The sequence below is a fragment of the Flavobacterium sp. GNP011 genome, assembly GCF_056428925.1.
The window spans coordinates 1-15,046 of record NZ_JBWJVJ010000017.1 but is presented as its reverse complement, the minus strand read 5'-3'; the positions used below and the strand labels follow the sequence as shown (position 1 = coordinate 15,046).

Sequence of the window (15,046 nt, the reverse complement as noted above, 5' to 3'; positions counted from 1 at the left end):
TTGTTTAAAGTTCAAAGTCACCCAAGAGTAGCTTTAAACCTTAAACTTTAAACTATTTTTTATCTAAATAAATTTTTGTCAAATACCATTCTAATTGCATCAGCGTGACGTCTTTTTGCTCTGGTGTAACTTCCTGCTGCTGGTGCCGCATAAGCTTTTAGAGATGCTAATCTCCATTTTACCAAATCAAAGTTCATCAACATATAACTATAAGCTCCCATGTTCTTAGGTTCTTCTTGTGCCCAAACATAATCATCTGCATTAGGATACTGCGCAATTATCGCTTTCAATTGTTCAACCGGTAATGGGAACAATTGCTCCACACGAACTACTGCAACATCATTACGACCGTTGTTGGTTCTTTCGGCTACAATATCATAGTAAAATTTACCCGTACAGAATACTAGGGTTTTAACTTCTGCTTTGTTTACTGTAGCGTCATCTATCGTTTCTTGAAATTCTCCATTGGCTAATTCCTCAACTGTAGAAACACATCTTGGATCACGCAATAAACTTTTTGGTGAAAACACAACTAGCGGCTTACGGAAATTGGTTTTCATTTGTCTTCTCAACAAGTGAAAAAAGTTAGCTGGCGTAGTACAATCAGCTACATACATGTTGTGACGTGCGCAAAGTTGTAAATAACGTTCCATTCTTGCCGATGAGTGCTCTGCCCCTTGCCCTTCATACCCATGAGGCAACAATAAAACAATACCGTTCTGGTTGTTCCACTTGTCTTCGCCACATGAAATGTATTGGTCAATCATGATTTGAGCTCCATTGGAGAAATCCCCAAATTGTGCTTCCCAGATGGTAAGTGCATTAGGATTTGCTAGTGCATACCCGTAATCAAAACCAAGTACCCCGTATTCCGAAAGGAAGGAATTAAAAATACGGAAGTTTCCTTTTTTGTTTTGGATGTGATCCAATAAAATTACTTCTTCCTCTGAATCCTCCACTTTTACTACTGCATGACGGTGTGAAAAAGTACCTCGCTCAACGTCTTGCCCTGAAATTCGAATATCATAACCCTCTGTCAATAATGATCCATATGCAAGAGTCTCTGCAGTTCCCCAGTCAATGGTATTGTTATCATAAACTGTTTTTCTATCAGTAACAATTTTTGTGATTTTGTTAAGGAATTTTTTATCTGTTGGCAAACTTGATACCGTTGTAATAATAGAGTCTAAAGTTGTTTTATCAACCTTTGTATCCACTTTTTCGAGCATCACATCATTTGACACCTGCTTAAAACCATCCCATTCGTTTTGCATGAAGGGAGTGATAATTGTTAAATCTTTTTTACGAGAAGCTTCTAAGTTTTGATCCAGATCGTCTTTGTATTCTTTTTCTAATGTTTTTACTAAATCAGCAGTAATAACTCCTTCTGATAGTAATTTTTCAGCGTATAAATCTCTAGGATTTCTGTGCTTTGCAATAATTTTATATAAAACGGGTTGTGTAAAACGAGGTTCGTCACCTTCATTGTGTCCGTATTTTCTATATCCTAATAAATCAATGAATACATCACACCCAAACTGCATACGGAAATCTAATGCAAACTGCATAGCATGCACAACAGACTCAGCATCATCAGCATTTACATGCAATACTGGTGAGAGTGTAACCTTTGCTACATCGGTACAATACGTAGAAGAACGGGCATCAAGATAATTTGTGGTAAAACCTACTTGATTGTTAATAACAATATGAATGGTTCCGCCTGTTTTGTATCCGTCCAGTTGTGCCATTTGAACAATTTCATATAAAATTCCTTGTCCTGCAATGGCTGCATCACCGTGAACAGCAATAGGCAGTACTTTAGAGAAATCTTCTGGAAAATATTTATCTTGTTTGGCACGCGTAATTCCTTCAATAACTGCTCCTACAGTCTCTAAGTGAGAAGGATTTGGAGCTAAATTGATATTTATTTTTTTCCCTGATCTGGTAACTTTATCAGCAGTTAAACCTAAATGGTATTTAACATCTCCATCAAAATACTCTTGTTCATAATCCTTACCGTCAAATTCACTAAAGATATCTTGAGTAGATTTTCCAAAAATATTAGCCAAGACATTCAATCTACCTCGGTGAGCCATTCCCATTACAAACTGCTCAACACCTTTCTCTGCTGCTCTCTCGATAAGCGCATCAAGTGCTGGTATAACTGATTCTCCACCCTCAAGTGAAAAACGTTTTTGCCCCACATATTTTGTGTGCAAAAAGTTTTCAAAAGAAACAGCTTGATTTAATTTATTTAAAATTACTTTTTTCTCCTCTGCAGAAAACTTAGGTTGATTATCATTAACCCCTAGTTTTTTCTGGATCCACTCTACCACTTCAGGTTTACGAATGTACATATACTCAATACCTATGTGCTGGCAGTAAATAGTATCTAAGTGTGTTACAATTTCTTGAAGCGTACACGGCTGAATATTGATTGCTTTTGCAGCATCAAAAACAGTATTTAAATCTGCAACTGACAAGCCAAAATTAGTAATATCAAGTGTAGGCGATGCAGTACGTCTTTCTCTTACTGGATTTGTTTTTGTAAACAAGTGACCTCTGGTGCGGTATCCATCTATCAGTTTAAGAACATTAAATTCTTTTTGTAGTTTATCCGAAACTAAACTTACATCAGTATTTGTCGAGGCAAAATTTGCCAACTGTGCTACTGGATTTTCCTCATTGTAAGTTGTCATTCCAAAGTCAAAACCTTGAAAAAAACTTCTCCAACTTGGCTCCACGCTATCTGGATTCTCTAAATATTGATCGTATAACTGTGCAAAAAATTCGGTATGTGCTGCGTTTAAAAATGAAAACCTATCCATAATATGTAGTGAATATACTTTTTTGTTAAAATAGTTTGGCAAAAGTACGATAATACAATAAATTTATAATTTATTTTAAGATACTTTTACATTGAATATTGTTAAAAAACTAAAAACTTATAGCCATGAAATGTTTTTTCAATCGTTTTAGAAACCTTTTTGTATTATTTGCCTTGTTTTTTTTAAATGAGGTGAAGGCACAGCAAGACAATACATCTACTCCAAAAGAGCAACAATTTTGGGATAAAGTACAATTTGGCGGCGGAATAGGTCTTGGTTTTGGGTCTGGGTATACAGATATTTCTTTGGCACCCAGCGCCATTTATAATGTAAATGAATATGGATCTGTAGGATTTGGCTTGCAGTATAAATACTTAAAACAACAAAACAATTTTGCCTCACACTTGTATGGTGGGAGTGTTATTGGACTTTTAAATCCATTACCGCAAATTCAATTATCGGCAGAATTAGAACAACTCAGAGTAAACGTTAATTTAGACGGATCTAACAGCAATTCTCAAAGTTTCTGGAACACGGGTCTATTCTTGGGAGCGGGTTATCGCTCTGGATTTGCAACTATTGGAGTTCGGTATAATGTGCTAGGCGATGAAAACAATATTTATGGAAGCCGTTTCACACCTTTTGTGAGGTTGTATTTTTAGTTTGAATTTGCTAAAACAGCTGCTTCGAAAGCTTATTTGTATTTGTTTTTAAACCATACTTTTTGCCATTCTCTTTTTAGAATTAAGAAAGCAACTTGTTCTGCTAGGATTACCAAATCAGATCCATCTAGTTTTTTAATTTCATCTTCGGAGACATCAATGATATAAAGTAAATTGAGGTATTCAGCGAATTTATATTGAATGAGCCGGTAGATTTTTTCATGCAATTGCAGCTTCAATTCATTAGGAGAAATACTCAAAGGAAAATCAACCGCTTCATTCGCTAAATTGAAATCCTTATTAATTTGTTCAATTAACTTTAAATACAAACTATCTCCTTCTGCTTCAGAAAGTAGTAAATCGGTGTTTTTAGGGGCTACAAACATATATTTAAAAATTTCAATGTCAATTTTAAAATCAGTATTAATCCTAGTCAACCAAACTTAAAGTCAATTTTTCAAAAGTATTTTTTAAATTTTGATTCGCTATTTACGTTGGTTTTTTAAACCTTTCTACCCATCAGGTTTTCACCAAAAGCTTTCAGCATTTCCTTTTTCTCAATATTGATGTTCATTTTATCAAGAGTTTGAAACGCCTTAAACGTAAATTCTTGTATCGCATCCTGAGTAGCTTTAGACGCACCAGAACTATTAAAAAGGGCCTTAACGCGTTCAATTTTATCGGTATTATCTTCAGGCTGAATCGAAAATAAACTTTTCAATTCCTGCGCTTCTTCATCATTTGAAAATGCAACTGCTTTAAGATACAAATAGGTTTTCTTGTTCTCAATAATATCTCCACCTACTTGTTTTCCAAAGGTTTCCGGGTTACCAAAAGCGTCTAAAAAGTCATCCTGCAACTGAAAAGCTAAACCAAGATTGAGACCAAAATCATAAATTAAATTTGCATTTTCAACTGAAGTTTCAGCAATAATAGCACCCATTTTCATGGCTGCTGCCACTAAAACAGCTGTTTTATACTGAATCATTTTTAAATATTCTGGAATTGTAACATCTGTGCGATCTTCAAAATCAACATCCCATTGTTGCCCTTCGCAAACTTCAAGAGCTGTTTTGCTAAATAACTTGGCTAAATCTCTAAAAATCAACGGCTCGTATTGCTCAAAATACTGATAGGCAAGAATTAACATTGCATCACCAGATAAGATTCCCGTATTGATATTCCATTTTTCATGCACCGTTTCATGACCTCTTCTCAAAGGAGCATCATCCATAATATCATCATGAACCAATGAAAAATTATGAAAAACCTCCACTGCTAAAGCTGCTGGAAGTGCTTTTTTATAATCAGCATCAAAAATCTCAGCACTCATCAAAGTAAGCACCGGACGCATTCTTTTACCTCCAAGATCTAAAATATAATGTATAGGCTCATATAAGTTTTTAGGCTCTTTGGTTTCATATTGAGATTGTAAATAAGCAGAAAGGAACTCTTGATATTGAACGATATTGTGCATTGTTGTTTTTTATTTTAAGAAATTTAAAGTTTGTTTTTGCCTTGATTACAAAACTTTTGAATACAAAGAAACTCAAAAAACTTGAAAATTCCGCCAATGTTAAAGTTCCTCAAATGTTAAATAAATGTAAATACTAAGGAAACTTATTTGGTATTCAAAGTTTCCTGTCTATATTTGCAACGAAAATTAGCTACCACAAAAGTTAATTTAGAATAAATCATTTCTATAGATTACACATAATTAAAGTACCACCTCATGAAAACAACTTGGAGACTTGACGGAGCGCAGTCAGATGTTTTAATAAAAATGAAACACAATGTTATAGCCTATCTGGCTGGAGGAACCAATACATTTGACGGCTATATTGACATTGAAAATAACACTATTGAAGATGCATCAATAGCTTTTTTACTTGATGTAAACAATAAAAATAAACCACTACATCAGGTGAAAAAACATCAAAATATGAATGATTTATTTGATGTTAATCAATACCCAATGATCCGTTTTCAATCAACATCATTTGAAAAAGTAACAAACAATATCAATTTCTTAAAAGGAAATTTAACTATACAAAATGTTACAAAAGCGGTAGAACTTGACGCCGAGTTTATAGGATTTAATGCCAACAATGGTCATAAGAAAGCAGCTTTTGAAATTACTGGCAAAATAAACAGAAAAGATTTCAATATTTCTGAAAACCCATTTAGTTCTTATGGAGTAGCCTATAACAACCAAGAGTTAAAATTAATTGCAAACTTCGAATTCACAGTTTAAAAAATAAAAAAAACGGGAAAATGAATCCCAATGCGAATGGCGCAATACAAAAAGTTAAAAAAATGAAGGAAAAAATTATATCAAAAGCTAAGGAAATGTTTTTGAAACTCGGTTTCAAAAGTATCACTATGGATGATATTGCCGGAGAAATGTGCATTTCAAAAAAAACAATTTACAAGTATTTTGCTAATAAAGAATTACTTATAGAAGAGAGCGTTCAAGTAATTCATATAGAAGTAAACACAATTATAAACACTATAACCTCACAAGATTTTAATGCCATTGAAGAGAATTTTGAAATCAGACGGATGTTTGAAAACATGTTTAAGTCAACTGACACTTCACCGGTGTATCAATTAAAAAAGCACTACCCTGAGGTGTATCAAAAAGTGTTATCCGATCAAGTAGAAATGTGCGAGTCCTGTTTTAGGAAAAACATTGAAAAAGGAATAGCTCAAGGTTTATACCGTGACAATCTAAATGTTGATGCATACGTTAAGTTTTATTACATGTTAATTTTTTCAATTAACGAAAATATCAGGTCAGAACGGGAAGCCTTTGCACTTGAAATGGAAGCGTTAGAATACCACACAAGAGCCATGGCAACAGACAAGGGCATACTAGAATTAGAGAAAAATTTAATCAAATCAAGCTTATAAAATGAGAAAAACAATTATACTAATGACCGTGCTGCTTTCCTTAAGCATTCATGCACAAGAACTAAAAAGCCTTACCTTAAAAGATGCTATCTCGTACGCACTGGAGAATAAAGCCGATGCGAAAAAAGCAAGATTACAAGTAGAAAGAGGGGAATACGAAATTCAAGAAGTGCGTTCAAGAGCCTTGCCTCAAATTGCAGCAAATGGAAGCTTAAACTACAACCCTATTTTACAGACTACCGTAATTGACGGAGCAGGTTTTGGTGCACCAGGAACTACAATTCAAGCGGCATTTGGTCAAAAATGGAATTCAACAGCAGGTATATCACTTAATCAAGCCTTGTATGATCAAGCTGTTTTTATAGGTTTGAAAGCGGCAAAATCAACTCGTGAATTCTACCAAATAAACGCAAAATTAACGGAAGAGCAAGTCATAGAGCGCGTAGCCAATGGTTACTACCAAGTTTATGTAACGCGTCAAAACTTAACTGTACTGGATAACAATCTTAAAAACACTAAAAAAGTTAAAGACATTATTCAAGGACAATACGATAATGGACTGGCCAAAAAAATTGATTTAGACAGAACCCTAGTTCGTATATCAAATATAAATACTTTACGCCAGCAAACCCTTAACGCAGTTACGCTACAAGAAAATGCATTGAAATTTTTCATGGGTTTGCCAATGGATACTCGTATTTCTATTCCAGAAAAAGAATTCGAAATAACTCCTAATGCACTTTCACTGGCTCCAGATACAACAACAAGAACCGAATATTTATTGCTTAAAAAGAATGAGCAATTACTGGAGTACCAAAAAAAATCTATTGAAGCAGCCTATTACCCAAGTTTATCACTTACTGGAGGTTATAACTTCATTGGTCAAGGACCCGAGATGCCTTGGTTCAAAAAACCATCAGATGGCGTATACTGGTCTGATTTTGCTTCAGTAGGACTAAATTTACACATCCCAATCTTTTCTGGATTTGGAACAAAAGCAAGAGTAAGCCAAGCTAGTAACAAACTTGCTTCAATAAAAGTAGACTTGGAGGAAACTAAATTGGCATTGGATTTAGAATACAGCAATGCAAAAACTCAAATCGAGAATAGTATTGTATCGATCAACAATCAAAAAGAAAACGCAAAACTAGCGCAAGAGGTTTTGACTAACACCAACAACAACTACACTCAAGGCCTAGCATCATTAACGGATCTACTTGAAGCAGAAAGCGAACTTGTTGTTGCCCAAAACAATTATACATCAGCCCTATTAGATTACAAATTAGCCGAAATACAATTAATAAAAGCAAAAGGAGAACTAAAAACATTAACCAATAAATAATCAAAATGAAAAAAATTATCATAACTGTAGTCGTAATTGCTGCCTCTTTAGGGATTATTGCTTACATACTTACCAATAACAAAAAAGAGAACGAGGCTAAAACTGCGGTAGTGGCTGAGAAAAATGCAACAGTATCTGTACGTACAGATGTTGTTAAAACAGAAGATGTATCTCTTGACTTTGTTTCTAACGGAAATTTTGAACCGGTTCAAGAATTAAAATTCTCAGCAGAAAAGTCAGGCAAAATAACTAAAATACTAGCTAAAGAAGGTGATTACGTGAGCGTAGGACAAACTCTTGCTATTGTACGTAGTGATGTGGTGAATGTAAGTGCTCAAAACGCAAACGCTATTTATCAAAACGCAGTGGCTGATTATAACCGATTTGAAAATGCCTTTAAAACAGGTGGTGTGACTAAACAACAATTAGACCAAGCCAAATTACAAATGGTTAATGCTAAGTCGCAACTGACACAAGCCAACATCAATGTAGGTGATACTAGAATTAAGGCACCGATAAGCGGTTTCATCAATAAAAAACACATTGAAGTAGGTTCTATCATTACAGGAATGCCTGCAACACAATTATTTGATATCGTAAACGTGTCAAAGTTAAAACTGAAAGTTAACGTAAATGAAAGTCAAGTAGCTGGATTAAGAGTAGGAAATGCTACTACAGTTGTTGCTAGTGTATATCCAGACAAAACTTTTTCAGGAAAAATAACTTTCATTGCAGCAAAAGCAGATGAAACTTTAAACTTCCCTGTAGAAATAGAAATTACAAACAATGCCAACAAAGACCTAAAAGCAGGAATGTATGGTACGGCTGCTTTTGCATCTAACCAGCAAAAACAAGCTTTGAAAATTGTTCCAAGAAATGCTTTTGTAGGTAGTGTGAGTAGTAACCAAATATTTGTAATTGAAAACGGAACTGCCAAGTTAAAAACAGTTACTGCTGGTAGAATTCTAGGTGATAAAGTAGAGATCTTAAACGGCCTTGAAGATGGCGAGCAAGTAATTGTAACCGGACAAATCAATTTGCAAGACGGAAGCAAAGTGGAGGTTATTAAATAAGTCTTAAAGTCGAAAGTCTTAAAGCCATAAAGAAAAAAACGTATGAAATTAGCAGAAATATCCATAAAACGTCCGTCGTTAGTTATTGTATTATTTACAATACTTACCCTTGGAGGACTGTTCAGTTACAGCAATTTGGGGTATGAATTGATCCCGAAATTTGAAACGAATGTAATTACCGTTGCCACTATTTATCCAGGTGCATCACCTAGTGAAGTAGAAAATACGGTTACCAAAAAAATTGAGGATGCGATTGCATCTCTTGAAAACATCAAAAAAATTGATTCTAAGTCTTACGAAAGTTTATCTACAGTCTCTATTACCCTGACTTCATCAGCCGATGTTAATGTTTCGATGAACGATGCACAACGTAAAATAAATGCAATTCTAGGAGATCTTCCAGATGATGTAGAGACCCCATCGTTATCTAAATTCTCTTTGAGTGATTTACCAATTATGACCATTGGTGCCAATGGGAAAATGGACGAAGTAGCTTTTTACGATCTTATTGACAAAAAATTAGCTCCAGTTATTTCACGTGTTGAAGGTGTAGCACAAGTAAACATTATTGGCGGACAAGAACGTGAAATTCAGGTAAATCTTGATGCCGTAAAAATGCAAGCCTACGGACTTTCTATTCCTCAGGTACAACAGAATATTTTGTCTTCAAATTTAGATTTCCCTACCGGAAACATTCAAACTCGCGAACAGAAAATATTAATTCGTTTAGCCGGAAAATATAAAAATGTTGACGAATTAAGAAACCTAATTGTTTCTTCTAGAAATGGTATCCAAGTACGTCTTAGCGATATTGCTGATGTACAAGATGCCCAAAAGATTACGGAAAAAGTAGCACGTGTAAATAGAAAAAGTGCTATCATACTGCAAATTATCAAACAATCGGATGCAAATGCGGTTGCTGTAAGTGAAGAATTAGTTAAAACATTAGCACTCTTAGAAACAGATTATAAACCAGTAGGTCTGCAACTTGAGGTAGCCAAAGACAGTACTATTTTTACTCTTGAAGCGGCTGATGCAGTGGTACATGATTTGCTTATTGCGGTACTTCTTGTGGCACTTGTAATGTTGTTTTTCTTGCACAGTATTAGAAACTCATTAATTGTAATGGTATCTATTCCGGCATCCTTAATTGCTACATTTATTGGTATTTACTTAATGGGGTATACCTTAAACTTAATGAGTTTATTAGGATTGTCTCTTGTTGTAGGTATTCTGGTCGATGATGCCATTGTGGTACTCGAGAATATTTATAGGCACATGGAAATGGGCAAGAACAAAGTAAGAGCTGCTTATGATGGTACTGCCGAAATTGGTGGAACCGTTGTATCAATCACCTTAGTAATTGTGGTGGTATTTTTACCTATTGCCATGAGTACGGGATTAGTTTCAAACATTATCACACAATTTTGTGTTACGGTAATTATCTCAACTTTATTGTCATTAGTTGCCTCATTTACAATCATTCCGTGGTTGTCTTCCAGATACGGAAAATTAGAACACATCACTGGCAAAAACCTTTTCGGTAGAGTTATTCTTGGGTTTGAAAGCTATTTAACTCGTTTTACAAATTGGGTTTCAAGATTGTTAGAATGGTGTTTGGATCATTATTTCAAAACACTGATAATCGTTTTAGTTATCTTTTTTGGATCGATGATAAGTTTATTTGGCGGTGGATTTATTGGTGGTGAATTCTTTGCTGCATCAGATAGTGGTGAGTTCTTGGTTCAAATAGAAATGCCAAAAGATGCTTCCTTGGAACAAACCAATTTCATGACTCAAAAAGCCGAAGATTTCTTGGCTAAAGAAGAGTATGTTTTTAGTCAGATTACAACTATTGGTCAAACGAGTGAAGGTCTTGGAGCTTCTCAAGCCACTGCATACAAATCAGAGATCAACGTGAAAATGGTAGGTCTAGACAAGCGTGATGAACCGGCTAATGTGTATGCGGCCAAAACAAAACGTAAACTAGAGAAAATACTAGTGGGTGCCAAAGTAAAAACAGTTCCCGTGGGTATTTTAGGTACTGCTGAGGACGCTACGCTTGGATTAATTGTTACTGGTCCAAATGTAGAAAGCGCTATGCAATTTGCAAAAGCAGCCGAAAAAGAATTGCGTACTATTCCTGGAGCAACCGAAATTGAATTGTCTGTAGAAGACGGAAATCCAGAAGTAAACGTAAAAGTAGATAGAGATAAAATGGCTGCTCTTGGTTTGAGTTTACAAACAGTAGGTATTACGATGCAAACAGCATTCAGCGGAAATACCGACGGACGCTTTAGAGCGGGTGAATACGAGTACGACATCAACATCAAATACAACGCTTTTGACAGAAAAAGTATTGCCGATGTGAGCAACTTGATCTTCATAAACGATATGGGGCAACAAATAAAATTGAATCAATTTGCTACCGTAACGGAAGGTTCTGGACCAAGTGAATTAGAACGTAGAGACAAATCAGCATCGGTAACGGTAAAAGGTCAAAACGTAGGGGTTGCCTCTGGAACTATTGTTTCGCAATGGCAAGAAAAAATTGACAAGCTTAAAAAACCTGTTGGGGTAAACTACATTTGGGGTGGTGATCAAGAAAACCAGTCCGAAGGATTTGGAACGCTAGGAATTGCATTATTAGCGGCTATTATTTTGGTTTACCTAGTAATGGTTTCGTTATACGACAGTTTTGTGCATCCATTTGTAGTATTGTTTGCCATACCACTTTCGTTTATTGGAGCGATGTTAGCTTTGGCTTTGACCAATAATACGTTGAACATATTTACCATTTTGGGTATCATCATGCTTATTGGTCTGGTTTGTAAAAATGCGATCATGTTGGTAGATTACACCAATCAAAGACGTAAAGCTGGTGAAACGGTAAGAACGGCTTTAATTCAAGCCAACCATGCTAGGCTACGTCCTATTTTGATGACCACAATTGCCATGGTTTTTGGTATGTTCCCTATTGCATTAGCATCAGGAGCTGGAGCCGAATGGAAAAACGGTTTGGCTTGGGTAATTATTGGTGGATTAATATCGTCTTTATTCTTAACTTTAGTAGTAGTTCCTGTAATTTATCAAATTATGGAGAAAATCATAAACAGAGTTTCTAAAGGTGAAAAAGTAGATTACGAAGCCGAAATGGTTGCCGATTACGAACACAGAGAATTAAATGAGGACGGAGTTACTCCAAAACATTAATACCTTCCCACATTATAACAAACGACCTGCTCTTTATAGATGCAGGTCGTTTTTTTATATCAAAAAGTTAAAAATGTATCGTAACTACAGCTTTTTAATCACATAGGTAACAATCCCCCAAATGATGAGTTCGTTTTCCTCGGTGACTTTTATGGGTGGATAATTTGGGTTTTCTGGCATGAGATACAAACAATCTTTTTCTACCTTCATTCGCTTTACGGTGAACTCTCCATCAATAAAACAAATGGCTATTTTATTATTTTGTGGCTCTAAGCTTCGGTCAACAACAAGTACATCCTTGTCATCAATACCTGCATCAATCATAGAGTTTCCTTTGACCTTAATATAAAAAGTAGCTAGTGGGTTTTCACTCAATTGTTTGTTCAAATCAATACTCATTTCCATAAAATCAGCGGCTGGCGATGGAAATCCTGCTGAAACCCCTTCGTTTATAAAAGGAATGCGCAATTCACTTTCAAAATCAGGAAAGTAAAAAGTAAGTTTAGATGTTTTGTTTACTGGCATTTTATTTCAAGTATATCTTTAAAACTGGTGGTGTATCTAGGTGACAAATGGTTTTGTTTCATATTCCAGGTCAAACTTAAATTCTGCGATGCTAGTTTTATTTTCTTGTCGCCTATTTTAGCATTCAACCCATCAATTACTTTCATTAGTTGCAAGTGTTTGGGATTTTCTTCCTCAAAAAGATCAAACTGTTTTTTATTTTCATCAATAAGTTCAGTAACAATTACACCTGCTTTTTTAAATTTTAAATGCTCATTTCCCGCATGAAGTTTTTTAAGTAAGGCTATCGCAGCATTGGCAATGGTCAATGTAGAATTAGACCCATAAGGCAATGTTACGGCGCAATTAAAATAATATTTAGATGTTTGTATGCTGTGTTTGTCTACAACTAGCATGACTATTATGGTGTGACAACATGATTTTTGCTTGCGTAATTTCTCGGCACATTGCGCCGCAAAAGTCGCTACACGCTCTCGTAATAAATCAAACTCCGCAATTTGTTTAGGAAAACTTCTGGTAGTAGCAATACTCTTTTTATGGGTAGCAATAGGCTCTAGGTCTAATACTGATTTACCTTCTAGTTCATACTTTAAACGCATTCCCAGTACACCCATTTCTTTCTTTATCCAAGCCTCATGTTGTGGTGCGGTAAAGTCAAGAGCGGTTGCTATATTTCTAGTTTTCATTTTCTTATTCAGTCGATGTCCTATGCCCCAAACATCTTCAATCTTAGTCCATTTAAGCGCTTTTACTCGTTTCTCTTCGCTGTCAATAACGTAAACACCTTTCGTTCTATCTTGGAATTTTTTAGCAATTTTATTGGCTACTTTTGATAATGCTTTGGTTTCGGCAAAGCCAATGCAAACCGGAATACCCACCCATTTGTGTACTCGGTTCTTCATTTGAATCCCATACTGGTGATAGTCCTTGATTGACAATCCGTCAAAGTTTAAAAAAGCTTCATCAATACTATAAATCTCTAAATTTGGTGTAAACTGCTCTAAAATCTTCATTACTCGGCTACTCAAATCACCATATAATGCATAATTTGACGAAAATAATTGCACATCATACTGTTTTACAATTTCTTTTATTTGAAAAGCGGGCGCTCCCATTCCTATTCCTACCGCCTTCGCTTCATTACTACGTGAAATGACACAACCGTCATTATTAGACAAGATTGCAACAGGTTTTCCATTGAATTTCGGCTGAAAAACACGTTCGCATGAGGCATAAAAATTGTTACAATCTACTAGTGCATACATGCTACAAAATTACTCAATATCAGTTGAAGCGTGTTCCTAACAGAAGTTAATTTTAAGCACTGTTGATAAGTAGTTTGATTGTCTTCTCTTAAAAAATTAAAAATAACGACTCTTTTAAAAATATTTTTGGCCTAAAATTAATTTTACACACTATTGATATACTGTATTTTACAATACATAAAAACTACAACAGTAGCATTTAAAATACTAATTCTATATCTCAGCTAGTTTTTTTTGGCACACTACTTGAATATCCCTATTCAACTAAACAGTTAAAGCGAAAGCCGAAAAGCTCAAGAGTAGGCAAAATTCAAAATAGAAGTATCATGAAAAAAATTACCCTTTTATTTGCTAGTATCTTCGTATTTGGAGGTAGTGTTGCCAACGCAACAGAGAAAAAAGATTTCTCTGAAATTATAAAATCGTCTTCTCTTTTTGACAATGACGAACCTGTAGAATTCATAGAAAGAGGCATTGCCTTTTATGTATTTCCTGATGGTCAACTGGATTTTAATACCAGACCAACAACTCGCGGTGAAATGTATTACAAAGCAAACTCAAACAGTAGAGTCAATAGAACGTATGGAACACCTAACAGAAATCGTCCTATCAATTATGGAGTGAGAATTGAGCATGATAATCTAGGTCGTGTGAGACAAGTAGGTAATGTATTTATCAATTACGATGCTAATGACCGAGTGAAGCGAATAGGATCTGTTTACATGACTTACAATAGATTTGCTCTAGAGCGTGTGGGCGGATTAGAAATCATCTACAATCGCAGAGGACAGGTCATAGATATGATAGGTACCGTAAAAGGAGGAAAATCATACTATTATGAGCAAAATTCAAACTCTGTAGGCTATGGAAACAATCAAGACACTTCTGATGAGGATTCTTATTATTACAGATCTACTAATTCAAAAAATAAAATTGAAGATCAAAAATCTAACAATGCTCCTATAGTAATCAATAGAAAGAATTAGAACTTATAAACTAAAACCATAGGAGAAATTATCCTATGGTTTTTTATAATTTTTCAACCATCAAAAAAGGCTATCTAAATATATGGATAGCCTTTTTTGATCTTTATTATTTTGAAAACATTTATTGCATCGATACAATAATAAACTCGCTTCTTCTATTAGCTTGGTGTTGCTCCGCTGTACAGTTTGACTTGTTCGTTGGCTCACATCCACAATCGTTTACAAGCTGTGATTCT

12 protein-coding genes are annotated in these 15,046 nt (G+C 35.0%); 7 read left to right on the top strand and 5 right to left on the bottom strand.

Features of this window, described 5'->3' with window-relative positions; genetic code table 11:
• Window positions 1–59: 59 nt before the first annotated feature.
• On the bottom strand, window positions 60–2,831 hold the full coding sequence (locus AC061E_RS13180) for a 2-oxoglutarate dehydrogenase E1 component (protein WP_478286660.1): 2,772 nt from the start codon (window positions 2,829–2,831) through the stop codon (window positions 60–62).
• A gap of 125 nt (window positions 2,832–2,956) precedes the next feature.
• Between AC061E_RS13180 and AC061E_RS13175 the strand changes: the two genes are divergently transcribed.
• The gene (locus AC061E_RS13175; RefSeq protein ID WP_478286659.1) at window positions 2,957–3,493 is read left to right on the top strand and encodes a porin family protein; all 537 of its coding nucleotides are present in this window, start codon (window positions 2,957–2,959) and stop codon (window positions 3,491–3,493) included.
• Window positions 3,494–3,525: 32 nt separating this feature from the next.
• Here the strand turns inward: AC061E_RS13175 and AC061E_RS13170 are convergent, their stop codons facing one another.
• Window positions 3,526–3,879, bottom strand: coding sequence for a hypothetical protein (locus AC061E_RS13170; protein WP_478286658.1), 354 nt, complete (start codon window positions 3,877–3,879; stop codon window positions 3,526–3,528).
• A 116-nt stretch (window positions 3,880–3,995) separates the two neighbouring features.
• Complete coding sequence (locus AC061E_RS13165) at window positions 3,996–4,970, bottom strand: polyprenyl synthetase family protein (protein ID WP_478286657.1); 975 nt, start codon at window positions 4,968–4,970, stop codon at window positions 3,996–3,998.
• A gap of 255 nt (window positions 4,971–5,225) precedes the next feature.
• Here AC061E_RS13165 and AC061E_RS13160 point away from each other — a divergent pair, with 255 nt between their 5' ends.
• From AC061E_RS13160 to AC061E_RS13140, 5 genes are all read left to right on the top strand, one after another.
• Window positions 5,226–5,747: a YceI family protein gene (locus tag AC061E_RS13160; RefSeq protein WP_478286656.1), complete on the top strand. Its 522-nt coding sequence runs from the start codon at window positions 5,226–5,228 to the stop codon at window positions 5,745–5,747.
• A 62-nt stretch (window positions 5,748–5,809) separates the two neighbouring features.
• Window positions 5,810–6,406, top strand: a complete 597-nt coding sequence (locus tag AC061E_RS13155; RefSeq protein WP_478286655.1) for a TetR/AcrR family transcriptional regulator — start codon at window positions 5,810–5,812, stop codon at window positions 6,404–6,406.
• A gap of 1 nt (window position 6,407) precedes the next feature.
• The gene (locus AC061E_RS13150) at window positions 6,408–7,748 is read left to right on the top strand and encodes a TolC family protein (RefSeq protein ID WP_478286654.1); all 1,341 of its coding nucleotides are present in this window, start codon (window positions 6,408–6,410) and stop codon (window positions 7,746–7,748) included.
• 5 nt (window positions 7,749–7,753) lie between these two features.
• Complete coding sequence (locus AC061E_RS13145) at window positions 7,754–8,821, top strand: efflux RND transporter periplasmic adaptor subunit (protein ID WP_478286653.1); 1,068 nt, start codon at window positions 7,754–7,756, stop codon at window positions 8,819–8,821.
• 42 nt (window positions 8,822–8,863) lie between these two features.
• On the top strand, window positions 8,864–12,034 hold the full coding sequence (locus AC061E_RS13140; protein WP_478286652.1) for an efflux RND transporter permease subunit: 3,171 nt from the start codon (window positions 8,864–8,866) through the stop codon (window positions 12,032–12,034).
• Window positions 12,035–12,118: 84 nt separating this feature from the next.
• On the opposite strand, the gene AC061E_RS13135 is transcribed toward AC061E_RS13140, so the two are convergent.
• Together AC061E_RS13135 and AC061E_RS13130 are read right to left on the bottom strand one after the other, a co-directional pair.
• A complete protein-coding gene (locus AC061E_RS13135) occupies window positions 12,119–12,559 on the bottom strand; it encodes a LexA family protein (protein WP_086455031.1) in 441 nt (146 codons plus the stop codon).
• Window positions 12,550–13,824 carry a Y-family DNA polymerase gene (locus tag AC061E_RS13130; protein WP_478286651.1) on the bottom strand — a complete coding sequence of 425 codons (1,275 nt, stop codon included), beginning with the start codon at window positions 13,822–13,824 and terminating at the stop codon, window positions 12,550–12,552. The genes AC061E_RS13135 and AC061E_RS13130 overlap by 10 nt, the downstream gene beginning before the upstream one ends.
• Window positions 13,825–14,150: 326 nt before the next feature.
• Between AC061E_RS13130 and AC061E_RS13125 the strand changes: the two genes are divergently transcribed.
• Window positions 14,151–14,810 carry a hypothetical protein gene (locus AC061E_RS13125; protein ID WP_478286650.1) on the top strand — a complete coding sequence of 220 codons (660 nt, stop codon included), beginning with the start codon at window positions 14,151–14,153 and terminating at the stop codon, window positions 14,808–14,810.
• Window positions 14,811–15,046 lie beyond the last annotated feature (236 nt).

Coding starts and splice junctions, on each gene's coding strand:
- AC061E_RS13180 (WP_478286660.1), bottom strand. CDS start 2,831: ATGGATAGGTTTTCATTTTTAAACGCAGCACATACCGAATTTTTTGCA.
- AC061E_RS13165 (WP_478286657.1), bottom strand. CDS start 4,970: ATGCACAATATCGTTCAATATCAAGAGTTCCTTTCTGCTTATTTACAA.
- AC061E_RS13170 (WP_478286658.1), bottom strand. CDS start 3,879: ATGTTTGTAGCCCCTAAAAACACCGATTTACTACTTTCTGAAGCAGAA.
- AC061E_RS13155 (WP_478286655.1), top strand. CDS start 5,810: ATGAAGGAAAAAATTATATCAAAAGCTAAGGAAATGTTTTTGAAACTC.
- AC061E_RS13150 (WP_478286654.1), top strand. CDS start 6,408: ATGAGAAAAACAATTATACTAATGACCGTGCTGCTTTCCTTAAGCATT.
- AC061E_RS13160 (WP_478286656.1), top strand. CDS start 5,226: ATGAAAACAACTTGGAGACTTGACGGAGCGCAGTCAGATGTTTTAATA.
- AC061E_RS13145 (WP_478286653.1), top strand. CDS start 7,754: ATGAAAAAAATTATCATAACTGTAGTCGTAATTGCTGCCTCTTTAGGG.
- AC061E_RS13130 (WP_478286651.1), bottom strand. CDS start 13,824: ATGTATGCACTAGTAGATTGTAACAATTTTTATGCCTCATGCGAACGT.
- AC061E_RS13140 (WP_478286652.1), top strand. CDS start 8,864: ATGAAATTAGCAGAAATATCCATAAAACGTCCGTCGTTAGTTATTGTA.
- AC061E_RS13175 (WP_478286659.1), top strand. CDS start 2,957: ATGAAATGTTTTTTCAATCGTTTTAGAAACCTTTTTGTATTATTTGCC.
- AC061E_RS13125 (WP_478286650.1), top strand. CDS start 14,151: ATGAAAAAAATTACCCTTTTATTTGCTAGTATCTTCGTATTTGGAGGT.
- AC061E_RS13135 (WP_086455031.1), bottom strand. CDS start 12,559: ATGCCAGTAAACAAAACATCTAAACTTACTTTTTACTTTCCTGATTTT.